The following is a 14,386-nucleotide window of genomic DNA, read 5'->3' as shown; positions in this document are numbered from 1 at the left end:
GCGCTGATTGTCACAGGTCAACACATCCCTACAGGCTCAGTTCCGGGTGCAGTCGGTCCATGGTCCACACCTGCTTGCCGCGGGCGGCGAGCGCGGTCAGGGCGAGGGCTCCGACGGTGAAGGCCACCAGGACCAGGCTGCCCTGCCAGACCGGGGTGAGGTCGCCGCCGGTGATGAGGCGGCGCAGGCTCTCCACGACGTAGGACATCGGCAGGTACGGGTGGACGGCGTTGAAGAAGTCCGGACTGGTCTGCACGGGGTAGGTGCCGCCGGCCGAGGTCAGCTGGAGCATCAGGACGGCGAGGACGAGGATCCGCCCGGCCGCGCCGAACTTGGCGTTGAGCCACTGGATGATCGCCGCGAAGCAGCCGGTGACCAGCATCAGGAAGCCGATGGTGAGGGCCGGGTTGGCCATCTTGAGGCCGAGGTCCGGGGCCCAGCGCAGGACGGACATCAACAGGGTGACCTGGGCGGCGCCGATCCCCATGACGGGCAGCCAGCCGGCGAGGGCGACCCGCCAGGGCGAGGCGCCGGCGGACAGGGCCCGCTTGTTCATCGGGGTGATCAGCATGTAGGCGACCATCGCGCCGACCCAGAGGGACAGCGGGATGAAGTAGGGCGCGAAGCCGGTGCCGTAGTTGGGCGCCTTGTGCAGGGACTGGTTGGCGAGCTTGACCGGGTCGGCCATGACCTCGGTGCGGGCGTCCCGCTGCTGCTGGTCGTAGTCGGGGATCTTGCCCACTCCCTCGTGCAGACCGCCGGCGAGTTCGCCGGTGCCGTCGACGAGCTTGTACATGCCGCCGTCGAGGCGGTGGGCGCCGTCGCCGAGCTTGCCGACGCCGTCGCTGAGGGCGCCGGAGCCGGTGGTGGCGGTGCCGAGGCCGGTGTGCAGTTCGGCCATGCCGGTGGCGACCTTGTGGGCGCCGGTGTTGAGGGCGTTGACCTTGGCGACGGCCGCGTCGAGGTCGGCGGCGAGGTGGGGGGCCTTGTCGGCGAGGTCGCGGGCCTTGTTCTCGAGGTCGGTCAGCTGGGTGCGGAGCTTGGAGACGTCGCCGCCCGCGTTCTTGGCCAGGGCGCTGACGTCACCGCTGAGTTCGGCGGCCTCCGCCATGTCGTCCCGGACCTTCTTCAGGTCGGGGCAGGAGGCGAGGTGCGGTTCGCCACCGGGGGTGACGCAGTGCTTGGTGTAGTAGGCGTCGGCGCCGGTGGAGGCCCGCTTGGCGGCGGCCGCGGCGGCCGGGGCCTTCTCGGCGAACTTGTCGAGGTGGTTCTTGACCACCTTCGCGCTGTCGGCGACCAGCTCGGCGGTGGCCGCGAGGCTCTTGGGGTCCTTGACGAAGGGGCGGGCCTTGTCGGCCGCGCCGTTGACCTTGTCGGCGACGAGCTGGGTGCCGTTCGCGACGTCCCTCGTGCCGGTCTCCAGTTTGGCGGCGCCCGAGTTGAGCTTCTTCAGGCCGTTGGCGAGCTCGCCGCTCTTCTCCCCGGCGGTGTCGAGGCCGTCGGCGAGCTCCTTGGCGCCCTCCTGGGCCTTGCCCGCCCCGTCCTTGAGCTTGTCGGCGCCGTCGGCGGCCTCGGCGGTCTTGTCGTGCAGGTCGGAGAAGCTGACGAAGATCTTGTCGAGGAAGCCGCGGGAGGCGTTGGCGGACGCCGCCGAGCGGACCTCGGAGAAGACGGTGCGCGAGATGGAGCCGACGACGTAGTTGTTGGCGTCGTTGGTGCGGACCTGGAGGGCCCCGGTGGTGGGGTCCTCGCCGGAGCTGGAGGCGATCTTCTCGCTGAAGTCGGCCGGCATGGTCAGGGTCAGGTAGTAGGTGCCGTCCTCCAGGCCCTTCGCCGCCTTCTCGGGGCTCACCTCGCGCCAGTCGAAGGTCTTGCTGTCGCGGAGCTTCTTGGTGATCTCACCGCCCGCGTCCAGGTGTTTGCCGTCGACGGTCGCGCCCCGGTCGGAGTTGACGAGGGCGACGGGCACCTTGTCGAGGCGGCTGTACGGGTCCCAGAAGGACCAGAGGTACAGGGCTCCGTAGAGCAGTGGCAGCAGGAGCAGCGCGACGAGGGCGGCCCGGGGCAGCTTCCCCCGCCCGAACCGCTTCAGCTCAAGCGCGGCCAGCTTCGGCGAGCGCATCGTCCGCCCCCTTCGTGTCGTCGTTGTCGGTGTCGTTCTCGGTGGCGTCCTCGGTACCGGAGCCGTCGTCGGTGCCGTCCTCGGCGCCCGTGTCCGGCTCCGTGTCCTTCTCCGTGTCCGCTCCGGCGTCCGTTGCGGCGCCCTCGGCGCCCTCGGCGCCGTCCTTCGCCCCCTTGCCCCACGTGATCTTCGGGGTGTCGGCGGTGGGGCCGGACGGCGTCGCCTCAGGTGCGCCGTCGTCCGCCTCCGGGCCGGTCCGCAGGACCACGGCGTCGGCGGGGGCCTCGCTGCACACCGCCAGGACGGTGGTCCCCCGGGCGGCGATCGAGCGCAGCAGGGCCCAGACCTCGGTGCGTTCGGTGTCCGAGAGCTTGAGGTCGAGGTCGTCGAGGGCGAGCAGCCGCGGGGAGCCGAGCAGGGCGATGGCCACCGACAGTCGTACGGACTCCAGCCGTTCCAGGTCCCGGACGGTGGTGCGCCCGGCCTTGGGCAGGGTGGCGAGGTCCAGTCCGGCGGCGTCGAGGGCCGCCTCGATCCGGGCGGAGGCGGCGGCGCGGCGCTCGGCCCGGGGCCGCAGCAGGGAGCGGACCGGGGCGCCGTAGTGGCGCTGGAGCAGGGCGCCCTCGCGCAGCTGCTCGGCGACGGTGAGGGACTGGTCGAGGTCGTTGACCCCGGGGACCGGGCCGAGCGCTGCGATCCGGCGGACCGCGGCCATCTTCTTCGGCAGCCGGTGACGGCCGATCTCCGCGTGGCCCTCGCTGGGTTTCATCCGCCCGGTGAGGGCAAGGAGCAGACAGGTCCGGCCGCTGCCGGAGGGGCCTTCGACCGCGATGAGCGAGCCGGGTTCCGCGTCGAGGCCGATCCCCCGGAAGACCCAGCCGCGCGGGCCCTTGAGTCCGAAGTTCTCGGCCTTGACGGCCGCGCCGTGCGGGCTGTCCACGCCGTCCCCCTTCTTTTTGAACTGACCGGTCAGTTCAAAAACTACCACCTCGTGGCGCACCAGGCGTGCAGGAGGGGGCAGTTGCTGTGCATATGGCGGAAAAGGCGCAGGTCAGGGCGATTGTCAGTGGTGCCCGTCACGATGGGTGCAACGCACGACGCATCGACAGGAGGTTCGTCATGGCCACACCGTCCCCGTCCCCTGTCCACCCCGTCCTACGGAAGTCGGCGGCCCCTCCGGCCGCCCTCGACCTCCTCGCCAAGGCCCGCAGCGGCCTGGCCGAGGCCGCCCGGCTGACCCGGCCCAACGAGCGCTACGCGACGGCCCACCTCTCCGCACTGCGCACCGCCGCGGCCGTGCTCGCGGCGCGCGGGCGCCCCGAGCCGGTCGGCCCGCGGCGCCGGCCCCGGATCCGCAGCGCGTGGGAGGTGCTGCCGGAGCTGGCACCGGAGCTCGCCGAGTGGAGCGCGCTCTTCGCCTCCGGCGCCGCCCGCCGGGCCCGGGCCGAAGCGGGGATAGCGGACGCGGCGAGCGCCCGGGACGCGGACGACCTGCTGCGCGCCGCCTCGATGTTCCTGCGCCTGGTGGAGCGGATGCTCGCCGTACGGGTGTCCGCCCAGACCCCGCCCCAGAGCCCGGCGCAGACCCTGCCCCAGCCACGGCCGGAGCGTCCGGACGCGGGATGACCTGCCCGGCTGCGGAAGGCAATAGGGTGGGGCACTGACCGCTCACCCTTACTTACCGCGCCGAGGAGCCATCAGCCGTGTCGGACACTTCCCGCCCCCGTGCCTCCCTCCGCACCGCCGTGGTGTGGGAGGTCCTCAAGGAGGCGCTCGACCGCCGGGTGAAGGCGACCGGACGGGACGTGCTGGACGTGCTCGACACCGGCGGCGGCACCGGCAAGTTCGCCGTGCCGGTGGCCCACCTGGGCCACCGGGTCACCGTGGTCGACCCCAGCCCGAACGCCCTGTTCGGGCTGGAGCGCCGGGTGGCCGAGGCCGGCGTCGCCGACCTGGTCCGCGGCGTCCAGGGCGACGCCCAGGGCCTGTTGGACGTGGTGGACCGGGACGCGTACGACGTGGTGCTCTGCCACGGCGTCCTGGAGTACGTGGACGACCCGGCCGAGGGCGTGGCCAACGCTGTGGCCGCCCTGCGCCCCGGCGGCACGCTCAGCCTGCTGGCCGCCGGCCTCGGCGGGGCCGTCCTCGCCCGCGCGCTGGCCGGGCACTTCACCGAGGCCCGTACCGCCCTCACCGACCCGGCCGGCCGCTGGGGCTCCGGGGACCCGGTACCGCGCCGCTTCACCGCCGAGCAGCTCTCCGAGCTGGTCGGCGGGGCCGGCCTGGCGGTCGGCGCGGTGCACGGCGTGCGGATCTTCGCCGACCTCGTTCCGGGCGTCCTGGTGGACACCGAGCCGGGCGCGGTGGAGGCGCTGCTGCGTCTGGAAGAGGCGGCGGCGGAGCTGCCCGCCTTCCACGCGGTGGCCACGCAACTGCACGTCCTGGGCGAGAAGCAGGTCTGAACTGCGCTCTTCCGCGCACGGAGTCTGCCGCCGACCCTCCGCTTCGCCGGTCCGCCCCGTATGATCGGGAGCAGTGACCGGCATGGTGAACGGACCATTGGGGAATAACGGCCTCAGTGACCGCTCCCGCGGCGGTACGGTTTTCACGCAGTGGCTTTACCGGCTGTGTCTTTCTGTGCTTTGTCAATTTGGAACGTGCGTAGAGGGCGGGTGTCACGGGGGCGATTCCCCGCCTATCCTGAAGGGGACCCCTGGTCGCTACCCCCGCGACCGACGGATGAGGAGGACTCCCGTGCCGCTCTCGGAGCACGAGCAGCGAATGCTCGAGCAGATGGAGCGAGCGCTGTACGCCGAAGACCCCAAGTTCGCGACAGCGCTTGAGGGAAGCGGACTGCGTACGTACACCCGGCGACGGGTCTACCAGGCAGTCGCAGGCATTGTGGTGGGTATCGCGCTCCTCATGACCGGTGTGATCATTCCGAACGTGCTCTGGATCAGCGTGGTGGGCTTCCTCGTCATGCTGGGATGTACGGTCCTGGTGGTCACCGGTTGGCGCAAGGCACCCAAGCCCGGCGAGCAGCCCGTCTCCGGAAGTACCGGCGGTTCGGCCCGCGGCCACAACCGGCAGCGTCGGTCGATGATGAACCGCATCGAGGACCGGTGGCAGCGCCGCCGTGACGAGCAGGGGCAGTAGCCCGCGAACTGCATGAGTGAGGGGATGGCCGCCGCGTGCGGCCATCCCCTCACTGTTCTGCGTTCTGCGCAGGCCTGCGGTCCGCGGACGCCCCCGTACGGCATGATGATCCGATGAGTGTGCTCCCCCTGGTCTTCACCAGCGGCTGGGCCAGTGGGATCAACGCTTACGCCGTGGTCCTCCTGCTCGGCATCTTCGGCCGTACCGGCCTGACCGACGACGTTCCCGCGTCGCTCCAGCGCACGGACGTGCTGATCGCCGCCGCCGTACTGTTCCTCTGCGAGGCGGTCGCCGACAAGATCCCGTACGTCGACTCGATATGGGACACCGTCCACACCGTGATCCGCCCGCTGGCGGGTGCGGTGATCGGCGCCCTGCTGGCCGGTCAGAGCGGCTCGCTCTCCGACATCACCGCCGGGGCGGTCGGCGGCACCACGGCGCTGGCCAGCCATTTCGTGAAGGCCGGCACCCGGATGGCGATCAACACCTCGCCCGAGCCGTTCACCAACGTGGGGATGAGCATCGCCGAGGACCTCGGCGTGGCGGGCCTGGTCACCTTCGCGATGTTCCATCCCCTCGCCGCCGCGATCATCGCGGGCTCCCTGCTCGTCGTCGGGCTGGCCATACTCTTCTTCCTCTGGAGCCGGATCCGCCGCTTCCTGCGCCGGCGCGCCCAGCGCCGCGAGGAGAAGCGGCTGGCCACCGAGGCCCGTCAGGTCACCGGGGCCCCACCCCGCTGACCGCGGGCGCCCGCGCGGGGCCATAGGCTCGCCCGCATGGCACGAATTGCGGTGATCGGCGCCGGCATGGGCGCGATGGCGACGGCGGCCCGGCTGGCAGTGGCGGGGCACCAGGTGACGGTGTACGAGCGGGGCGCGACCTACGGCGGGGCCGTCGGCCGGTACGAGCGCGAGGGCTTCGCCTTCGACACCGGGCCCGGGCTGCTCCACCTGCCGGCCGTCTACCGCGACCTCTTCGTGAAGACCGGCAAGCGGCCGCTGGAGGCGTGCGTCGACATGGCTCAGGCCGACCCGGCCGTCCGCCACGTCCTGCCCGGCCACGGCATCGACGTCACCCTCCCCGGCGCCTCGCACGGCGGTGTCGCCGCCGCCCTCGACGCGGCGTTCGGCCAGGGCGCCGGTGAACGCTGGAACGGCGTGCTGGGCCGTGCCCGGGACGCCTGGGACGCCACCCGCCGCCCGCTGCTGGAAGAACCCCTGCGGGACGGCGCCCGCCGGACGCTGGGCGGCGACCCGTACCCGGCCCTGCGGCGCAGCGGCCTGCTCCGCCGCCGTACGCCGACCCTCGCCGAGGTCGCCGGGCGGGAACTGGGCGGTCCCCTGGCGGAGGTGCTGACCGGGGTGGTCCGGGGCTACGGGGTCGACCCCGCCACGGCTCCCGGCTCGGCGGCCGTGCTCCCGTACATGGAGCAGACCTTCGGCAGCTGGTACGTGAGCGGCGGGATGCGGGCGCTGGCCACCGCCGTGTACGAGCGCTGCCTGGAGCGGAAGGTCGCCTTCGTCTTCGGGGCGGAGGTGCGCGAGGTCCTGGTCCGCGGTGGCCGGGCGGCCGGCCTGCTGCTGGCCGACGGAACCGAGGCGGCCGCCGACCGCGTCGTCTGCGGGATCGACCCGCGGCAGCTGCCCGCCGGTTCGGTCCCGTGGCCCGCCGACGCCGTACCGGCCCGCGGCGACGGGGTGCCCGGCCGGATCACGCTGCTGCTCGCGCTGCGCGGGGCCCGCCCGGCCGGGACCGTGCACCGCACCCTGGTGCACTCCGCCGGGGCGCAGGTCACCGTCATGCGGCCCGACGATCCCGCCACGCGGCCCGACGCGGAGCACGAGGCGGTCACCGTGAGCGCCGTGCACGGCCCGGGGACCTCGGAGCCCGGGGAGCTGCTCAACCTCGCGGAGAAGGCCGTACAGGGCCTGCGGGAGCGGCTGTTGTGGCAGGAGGTGCGCACCCCGGCCGACGTCGAGGCGGCCACCGGTGCGGTGGGCGGCGCGGTGCCCCCGCCCGCCCTCGCGGGCGCGGGCGGCCGGCTGCTGTACCCGGCCAACTCCACGGCCGTGCCCGGCCTGTACCTGGCGGGCGGCTGGGCCCACCCCGGCGGCGGGCTCGCGCACGCCGGGATGACCGGGGCCCTCGTGGCCGGGCTGATCGTGGAGGGCGCGGGCTTCCGCGGCTCCCAGTGACCCGGCCGCGGTCGGCTCAGTAGCGGTACTGCCCGTACTCCCCCTGCTGGGGGTACGGGTACTGCTGCGGCGGCTGCCCGCCCTGCTCGTCCGCCGGGTAGGACTGTCCGCCGCCGTCGGTGGATCTCTGCTGCGGCACCCAGACGCCGCCGGGCGGGGTGTCGGTGGAGTACTGCTGCTGCCCGTAGTCGGCGTACGGGGTGTAGTCGTACGGCTGGGGCGGGACGACGCCCCCGCCCGTGCCGATGTACGGGTCCGAGTAGGCGGCGTAGACCTGCTGCTGCTCGCCCGTCGCATAACCGCCGGAGTAGTCGTAACCGCCCTGGCTGTGCTGGTCGTAGTACGCCGCGTACTGGTGGGCGTCCTGCTCGGCGGTGGTGAACGGCGAGGCGAAGGCCGCCGTCTGGCCGACCTCGGGGGCAGGCGTCGTGAAACTCTGTATGCCGTAGGACCCGGTGTCCTCGGGCACCGGCTGCGGGCTGTAGACCTCTTCGGCCGCGGCCTGGAACGGCCGCTCGTCCGCGGACCCGTCAGCGTCCCCGTACTCCAGGGCGGTGACCTGGAGCGCCGGTTCCGGCTTCGCGGTCCCTCCCCTGCGGCGCCTGGCCTGGCGTACGGGCTCTCCGCCGCGGCGCAGCGCCCAGCCGGCGACGAAGCCCTTGCGGAAGGAGAGCGTCACCAGGGTCTGGCCCACGGCGAACGCGGCGGCACCGGCGCCGATGACCGGCACCGAGGGCAGTATCACCCCGGCGACCACGCCGAGGAAGCCGGCGAAGGCGAGCAGGCGCCAGCGGAGCCGGGCCTTGTACTGCATCAGTACCTCGGCAAGCAGCCACAACGCGACGATTCCGAACGCGATGTAGAGGACCGTCATACCCATGCAAGGCCCCTCTCGGTACGGCCGTCACACGGGTACGGCCGGTCAGGCCCGCTGGTGCAGGCCCAGGTTCTCGTAGATCTCGAGGGTCGCCGTGGAATTGTTCAGCGTGATGAAGTGCAGTCCCGGTACACCTTCGGACAGCAGCCGCGCGCAGAACTCCGTGGCGAACTCGATGCCAATGGAGCGTACAGCGGCCGGGTCGTCCTTGACGGCGAGCATGCGCTCTTTCACGTCGGCGGGGAAGACCGCGGTGCTGAGCTGGGGCAGTCGGTCGAGCTGCTTGATGCCCACAACAGGCATGACCTCGGGGATGATCGGGGTCTCGCAGCCCGCCTTCTCGACGCTGTCGCGCAGCCGCAGATAATTCTCGGGATCGAAGAACATCTGGGTGATCGCATAGTCCGCGCCCGCACGGCACTTGTCCACGAAGTGCCGGATGTCCGTATCCCAGTCGGTCGATCGCGGGTGCATCTCGGGGAACGCCGCGACGCCGACGCAGAAGTCCCCGGACTCCTTGAGCAGCCGCACCAGGTCGGCGGCGTAGTGCACGCCCTCGGGGTGGGCCACCCAGTCGGCCATCGGGTCGCCCGGCGGGTCACCGCGCAGGGCGAGCATGTTGCGGATCCCGGCGTCGGCGAACTGGCCGATGACGTGGCGCAGCTCGGCGATGGAGTGGTCCACGGCGGTGAGGTGCGCGACCGGGGTCAGCGTGGTGTCCGCGGCGATCTCCTGAGTGGCCTTGACGGTGCCGCCGCGGGTGGAGCCGCCGGCTCCGTAGGTCACGGAGACGAAGCTCGGGGATACCGCCTCGACCCGGCGGAGGGCGTTCCAGAGGTTGCGTTCGCCCTTCTCGGTCTTCGGGGCCCAGAACTCGAAGGAGTACGAGCGCCCGGACGCGAGGAGGTCGCGGACCGTGTGTGCACGGTCCGACCAGGTGGAAGCGGTACCAGAGGCCATGTGGGCAGGTTAGACGCGGCCCGGCGCTCCCCGAAGCGGCGTCCGCCTTTTGGACACGTTTTTGGACACCCGCGGGCTCTCCTCTGGCCCGGAAGGGTCTCTACGGGCTATGGCGGCGCGGAATGCCACCGACTGTCCGGGCGGACGGGACCGGGCGGCACCGGACCGGGCGGGACCGGACCGGACCGGGCGGCTCAGCCGAGCCGGGCCCGGACGCGCTTGGCGAGGTCGGCGGCCGCCGCACCGGGGTCGGAGGCCTCGGTGAGCGCGCGGACGACAACGACGCGGGTGGCACCGGCGTCCAGCACCTCGTCCAGGTTCGTGGCGTCGATGCCGCCGATGGCGAACCAGGGCCGGTCCTGCTTCAGGGAGGCCGCGTAGCGGACCAGGTCCAGGCCGGGGGCGTGGCGGCCGGGCTTGGTGGGGGTGGGCCAGCAGGGCCCGGTGCAGAAGTAGTCCACGCCCGGTTCGGCGGCGGCCGCGGCGACCTCGTCCTCGGCGTGGCAGGAGCGGCCGATCAGCACCTGGCCGCCGAGGATGGCGCGGGCGGCGGGGACGGGGATGTCGCCCTGTCCGAGGTGGAGGACGTCGGAGCCGATGGCGTGGGCGACGTCGGCGCGGTCGTTCACGGCGAGGAGCCTGCCGTGGCGGCGTGCGGCCTCGGCGAAGACCTGGAGGTGTTCGAGCTCCTCGCCCGCCTCCATGCCCTTGTCGCGGAGCTGGACGATGTCCACGCCCCCGGCGAGGACGGCGTCGAGGAACTCGGGGAGGTCACCCTGGCGCTTGCGGGCGTCCGTGCACAGATAGAGCCGGGCGTCGGACAGCTGCATGGGTGTACCCCCCGTGGTGGAGGCGGTGTACGGGCACGGGGCCCGTACACCGCGGTGGAGCCGGCTACTGCGGATCAGGTCAGAGGGCGAGCGCCTGAGCGCGGCGCTTCACCTCCGTGCCGCGATTCTCGCTCAGCGCCTGGGCGGGGGTGCCGGGCAGGGTCGGGTCGGCGGTGAAGAGCCACTCCAGGATCTCCTCGTCGGAGAAGCCGTCGTCGCGCAGGACGGTCAGCAGGCCGACGAGGCCCTTGACCACCTTGTCGCCGTCGATGAAGGGGGCCGGAACCTGCAGGGCCCTGTTCTCGCCCCGGCGCACGGCGATGAGCTGCCCTTCCTTGACCATCTGGCGGACCCGCGTCACCTCGACGTCCAGCATCTCCGCGATGTCGGGGAGGTACAGCCAGTCGGGGACGAGGGAATCGATCTTTGCGTCAATCTCGGTCACAGGCCAAGCCTGCCACCTCCCACCGACAGCCGGTACCCGGGCGGCCCGTCCGTGGCGCGCCCCCGGGCCGCCTGCTACGCCGTGGCCGATTTCAGCGGGGTGCCGGGGTCCGCGATCTTCGCCGGGTCGACCGGGACGCCCGTCTCGATCAGCTTGCGGCCCTGCGCCAGGTCCCTGGGCCGCCCGACCGCGAGGAGCGCGACCAGGGCGCCGTCCCGCAGCCAGCACACCGACCAGGTCTCCTGGGCCGGGTCCCCGCGCCGGACCAGGGCGTCGGCCCCGCCGTGGTGGCCGGCGTACTGCACGAAGCGCCCGAACTGCTCGGACCAGAAGTACGGCACCGGGTCGTAGACCGCGGCGGGTTCCCCGGCCAGGATGTTCGCCGCGACCGCCCTCGGGCCCTGGAGCGCGTTGTCCCAGTGGTGCACGAGCAGCCGCGCCCCGTACCGCCCGGAGGGGAAGGAGGCGCAGTCGCCGACCGCGTACACCCCCGGCAGGGAGGTCAGCAGGTGCGCGTCGGCGGTGACCGAGCCGTCGGCGCCGCGTTCCACGCCGGACCCGGCCAGCCAGCCGGTGGCGGGGCGGGCGCCGATCCCCACGACCACCGCGTCGGCGGGCAGGTCCCGCCCGTCGTCCAGGAGGACCCGCCCCTCCTCGACGCCCGCCACCTTCGCGCCGGTGATCAGCTCGGCGCCGGCCTGCCCGTACCAGCGCGCCATCGGCTCGGCGACCTCGGCGGGCAGGGCGCCCGCCAGCACCCGCTCCGCCGCCTCGACGACGGTCACCGCGCAGCCGGCCTCCCGGGCGGCGGTGGCGAACTCGGCGCCGATCCAGCCCGCGCCGACGACCACGACCCGGGAGGCGGCCGCCAGGACCGGGCGCAGCCGCGCCGCGTCGTCCAGCGTGCGCAGCAGGTGTACGCCGGGGACGCCCTCGGCGCCGGGCAGGGTCAGCGGCTGCGCGCCGGTCGCCAGCACGAGGACCCCGTAAGGGACCGGTCCCGCCTCGGTGTCCAGCTCGCGGTCGGCGGCCCGCAGTCCGGTGACCTCCGTCCCGAGGCGGAGCTCGATGCGCAGGGCCTCGAAGTCCACGTCGAAGGCGGAGTCCTCGGCCTTGCCGAGCAGCACCGCCTTGGACAGCGGGGGCCGGTCGTAGGGCTGGTGGGGTTCGGCTCCCAGCAGGGTCACGGGGCCCGTGAAGCCCTGCTCGCGCAGGGCGACCGCGGTCTGCACCCCGGCCATTCCGGCGCCGACGATCACGACGCCGCGCTGATTCTGTTCCGTCTGCTCACTCACGCGGCCACCCTAATCATCTGACGCTCCGTCAGGAATAGGTGCCGCCTTACCCGCCGTCCACGGCCGGGATAGTCTGGCAACCGTACCTATCGCGGGAGTCCGGCGCACCGGGCTGAGAGGGAGGCTGGCCGGCCTCCGACCGTACGAACCTGATCCGGGTCATGCCGGCGAAGGGAGGGGCTGGACGCCCATGCACTCATCTCGAAACGGATCCGGCCGGGGATCCGACGTCCTCGTCATCGGGGGCGGGATCATCGGCCTGGTCACCGCCTGGCGGGCCGCGGAGCGCGGACTGAGCACCGTACTCGCCGACCCGGCACCCGGCGGCGGCGCCGCCCGGGTCGCGGCCGGAATGCTCGCCCCCGTCACCGAACTGCACTACGGCGAGGAAGCCCTCCTCGGACTCGGCCTCGCCTCCGCCGAACGCTATCCGCGGTTCGCCGCCGAGCTCGCCGAAGCCACCGCCGGCCTGGACATCGGCTACCGCGCCTGCGGCACCCTCGCCGTCGCCCTCGACGCCGACGACCGCCTCCACCTGCGCGAACTCCACGCCCTCCAGCGCCGCTGCGGCCTGGAGTCCGAATGGCTCACCGGCCGCGAATGCCGCCGCCTGGAGCCCATGCTGGCCCCCGGCGTACGCGGCGGCCTGCGCGTCGACGGCGACCACCAGGTCGACCCGCGCCGGCTCGCCGCCGCCCTGCTCACCGCCTGCGAAGGCGCCGGAGTGAGCATCCACCGGGCGGCCGCCGAGCAACTGCTCACCACCGCGGACCGGGCGACGGGCGCCCTCCTCGACGACGGCACGGAGCTGCGCGCCGACCAGGTCGTCCTGGCCGCGGGCTCGCTCAGCGGCAGACTGGCGGGCGTACCCGCCGAGGTGCTGCCCCCCGTACGGCCGGTCAAGGGGCAGGTCCTGCGGCTCACGGTGCCCGCCGCGTACGCACCCTTCCTCTCCCGCACCGTACGGGCGGTCGTGCGCGGCAGCCACGTCTACCTCGTGCCCCGCGAGAACGGCGAACTCGTCATCGGCGCCACCAGCGAGGAACTCGGCTGGGACACCACCGTGACCGCCGGCGGGGTCTACGAACTCCTGCGCGACGCCCACGAGCTGGTACCCGGCATCACCGAACTCCCGCTGACCGAGACCCGGGCGGGACTGCGTCCCGGATCACCCGACAACGCCCCGCTGCTGGGCCCGACCGACCTGCCCGGCCTGCACCTGGCCACCGGGCACTACCGCAACGGGGTGCTGCTGACCCCGCTCACCGGCGAGGTGATGGCCGAGCTGCTGGTCACCGGCGAACTGCCCGAGATCGCGCGCCCCTTCACCCCCCGCCGCTTCTCCGCCGCACGTCAGGAGTCGTACGCATGACCATCTCCGTCAACGGCGAGCCGCGCGAGGTCGCGGCCGGCACCACGCTCGACACCGTCGTCGCCACCCTGACCGCGGCCCCCTCCGGGGTGGCCGCCGCACTCAACGAGACCGTGGTCCCGCGCGGGCAGTGGCCTGCCACCCGCGTGGGCGACGGCGACCGCGTGGAGATCCTCACCGCGGTCCAGGGAGGCTGACCGGCATGGCCGACGACCTCTTCACCCTGGGCGGCCGGACCTTCTCCTCCCGCCTGATCATGGGCACGGGCGGCGCCCCCAGCCTGGACGTGCTGGAACGCGCCCTCGTCGCGTCCGGCACCGAACTCACCACGGTCGCGATGCGGCGACTGGACCCCACGGTCCAAGGGTCCGTCCTGTCCGTACTGAGCAAGCTCGGCATCTCCGTCCTGCCGAACACGGCCGGCTGCTTCACCGCGGGCGAGGCCGTCCTCACGGCCCGGCTCGCGCGGGAGGCCCTCGGCACCGACTGGATCAAGCTGGAGGTGGTCGCGGACGAACGGACCCTCCTGCCCGACGGCGTCGAACTGCTGGACGCCGCCGAGATCCTGGTGGACGAGGGCTTCACCGTCCTTCCGTACACCAACGACGACCCGGTGCTCGCGCGCAAGCTGGAGGACGTGGGCTGCGCGGCGATCATGCCGCTCGGCTCCCCCATCGGGTCGGGCATGGGCATCCGCAACCCGCACAACTTCGAGCTGATCACGGAACGGGCCCGGGTCCCGGTGATCCTGGACGCCGGCGCGGGCACCGCCTCCGACGCCGCCCTGGCGATGGAACTGGGCTGCGCGGCGGTGATGCTGGCCTCTGCGGTGACCCGCGCACAGGAGCCGGTCCTCATGGCGTCCGCCATGCGGGACGCCGTCTCGGCGGGCCGCCTCGCCCACCGCGCGGGCCGCATCCCGCAACGCCGCTTCGCCGAAGCCTCGTCCCCCACGGAGGGCCGCGCCACCCTGGACCCGGAACGCCCGGCGTTCTGAGGGGCGGGATCCGAGCACGGCGGAAGACGCCGGGGCGGGGCCGGGGGGGCCGGCCCGACGCGGAGAGACGATGGGACTGACGGGAAACCCCCAAACCATCCCTGATCCCGCCCCAGCGGCTGCCGCTCCCTCACGCC

Annotated in this window: 15 protein-coding genes and 1 riboswitch; of the genes, 8 read left to right on the top strand and 7 right to left on the bottom strand. The window is 73.1% G+C overall.

The annotated features are described in order from the left end of the window. Positions 1 to 28 precede the first annotated feature (28 nt). Both IG86_RS0135775 and IG86_RS0135770 read right to left on the bottom strand, forming a co-directional pair. Complete coding sequence (locus IG86_RS0135775; protein ID WP_030832783.1) at positions 29 to 2,122, bottom strand: YhgE/Pip domain-containing protein; 2,094 nt, start codon at positions 2,120 to 2,122, stop codon at positions 29 to 31. Further along, positions 2,094 to 3,062 carry an ATP-binding cassette domain-containing protein gene (locus IG86_RS0135770; RefSeq protein ID WP_030832780.1) on the bottom strand — a complete coding sequence of 323 codons (969 nt, stop codon included), beginning with the start codon at positions 3,060 to 3,062 and terminating at the stop codon, positions 2,094 to 2,096. The genes IG86_RS0135775 and IG86_RS0135770 overlap by 29 nt, the downstream gene beginning before the upstream one ends. 179 nt (positions 3,063 to 3,241) lie before the next feature. On the opposite strand from IG86_RS0135770, the gene IG86_RS0135765 reads away from it, so the two are divergent. The 5 genes from IG86_RS0135765 to IG86_RS0135745 all read left to right on the top strand — a co-directional run bounded on the left by IG86_RS0135765 (position 3,242) and on the right by IG86_RS0135745 (position 7,473). After that, complete coding sequence (locus tag IG86_RS0135765) at positions 3,242 to 3,748, top strand: SAV_6107 family HEPN domain-containing protein (protein ID WP_045937171.1); 507 nt, start codon at positions 3,242 to 3,244, stop codon at positions 3,746 to 3,748. 77 nt (positions 3,749 to 3,825) lie between these two features. Then, the gene (locus IG86_RS0135760; RefSeq protein WP_030832774.1) at positions 3,826 to 4,584 is read left to right on the top strand and encodes a methyltransferase; all 759 of its coding nucleotides are present in this window, start codon (positions 3,826 to 3,828) and stop codon (positions 4,582 to 4,584) included. Positions 4,585 to 4,876: 292 nt separating this feature from the next. Further along, complete coding sequence (locus tag IG86_RS0135755; protein ID WP_030663992.1) at positions 4,877 to 5,278, top strand: DUF3040 domain-containing protein; 402 nt, start codon at positions 4,877 to 4,879, stop codon at positions 5,276 to 5,278. A gap of 113 nt (positions 5,279 to 5,391) precedes the next feature. Next, complete coding sequence (locus IG86_RS0135750) at positions 5,392 to 6,018, top strand: DUF4126 domain-containing protein (protein ID WP_030902453.1); 627 nt, start codon at positions 5,392 to 5,394, stop codon at positions 6,016 to 6,018. A 36-nt stretch (positions 6,019 to 6,054) separates the two neighbouring features. Continuing rightward, entirely contained in the window at positions 6,055 to 7,473 is a 1,419-nt protein-coding gene (locus IG86_RS0135745; protein ID WP_078848526.1) for a phytoene desaturase family protein, read from the top strand. Between the two features lie 16 nt (positions 7,474 to 7,489). On the opposite strand, the gene IG86_RS0135740 is transcribed toward IG86_RS0135745, so the two are convergent. The 5 genes from IG86_RS0135740 to IG86_RS0135720 form a co-directional block, all read right to left on the bottom strand. Continuing rightward, positions 7,490 to 8,353 (bottom strand): hypothetical protein, encoded by an 864-nt coding sequence (locus IG86_RS0135740; protein ID WP_030902451.1) that lies wholly within the window; start codon positions 8,351 to 8,353, stop codon positions 7,490 to 7,492. A 42-nt stretch (positions 8,354 to 8,395) separates the two neighbouring features. Then, on the bottom strand, positions 8,396 to 9,310 hold the full coding sequence (metF, locus tag IG86_RS0135735) for a methylenetetrahydrofolate reductase [NAD(P)H] (RefSeq protein ID WP_030832763.1): 915 nt from the start codon (positions 9,308 to 9,310) through the stop codon (positions 8,396 to 8,398). A gap of 194 nt (positions 9,311 to 9,504) precedes the next feature. Next, on the bottom strand, positions 9,505 to 10,140 hold the full coding sequence (gene thiE / locus IG86_RS0135730; protein WP_030832760.1) for a thiamine phosphate synthase: 636 nt from the start codon (positions 10,138 to 10,140) through the stop codon (positions 9,505 to 9,507). Between the two features lie 79 nt (positions 10,141 to 10,219). After that, positions 10,220 to 10,585 (bottom strand): Rv2175c family DNA-binding protein, encoded by a 366-nt coding sequence (locus tag IG86_RS0135725; protein ID WP_030663974.1) that lies wholly within the window; start codon positions 10,583 to 10,585, stop codon positions 10,220 to 10,222. Positions 10,586 to 10,659: 74 nt separating this feature from the next. Then, positions 10,660 to 11,880 carry an NAD(P)/FAD-dependent oxidoreductase gene (locus tag IG86_RS0135720; RefSeq protein WP_030832756.1) on the bottom strand — a complete coding sequence of 407 codons (1,221 nt, stop codon included), beginning with the start codon at positions 11,878 to 11,880 and terminating at the stop codon, positions 10,660 to 10,662. Positions 11,881 to 11,961: 81 nt separating this feature from the next. Next, positions 11,962 to 12,073: riboswitch (TPP riboswitch) on the top strand. Between IG86_RS0135720 and thiO the strand changes: the two genes are divergently transcribed. The 3 genes from thiO to IG86_RS0135705 all read left to right on the top strand — a co-directional run bounded on the left by thiO (position 12,071) and on the right by IG86_RS0135705 (position 14,249). Continuing rightward, positions 12,071 to 13,252 (top strand): glycine oxidase ThiO, encoded by a 1,182-nt coding sequence (gene thiO / locus IG86_RS0135715; RefSeq protein WP_030832752.1) that lies wholly within the window; start codon positions 12,071 to 12,073, stop codon positions 13,250 to 13,252. (Overlaps the previous riboswitch by 3 nt.) After that, positions 13,249 to 13,449 carry a sulfur carrier protein ThiS gene (gene thiS / locus IG86_RS0135710; protein ID WP_030033166.1) on the top strand — a complete coding sequence of 67 codons (201 nt, stop codon included), beginning with the start codon at positions 13,249 to 13,251 and terminating at the stop codon, positions 13,447 to 13,449. The genes thiO and thiS overlap by 4 nt, the downstream gene beginning before the upstream one ends. A gap of 5 nt (positions 13,450 to 13,454) precedes the next feature. Then, positions 13,455 to 14,249, top strand: a complete 795-nt coding sequence (locus IG86_RS0135705; protein ID WP_030832749.1) for a thiazole synthase — start codon at positions 13,455 to 13,457, stop codon at positions 14,247 to 14,249. The last annotated feature ends 137 nt before the right edge of the window (positions 14,250 to 14,386 follow it).

It is taken from the genome of Streptomyces virginiae, assembly GCF_000720455.1.
GTDB classification, from domain to species: Bacteria; Actinomycetota; Actinomycetes; order Streptomycetales; family Streptomycetaceae; genus Streptomyces; species Streptomyces virginiae.
Note: the sequence above shows the minus strand (reverse complement) of the source record. Positions and strands in the feature narration are given on the sequence as shown.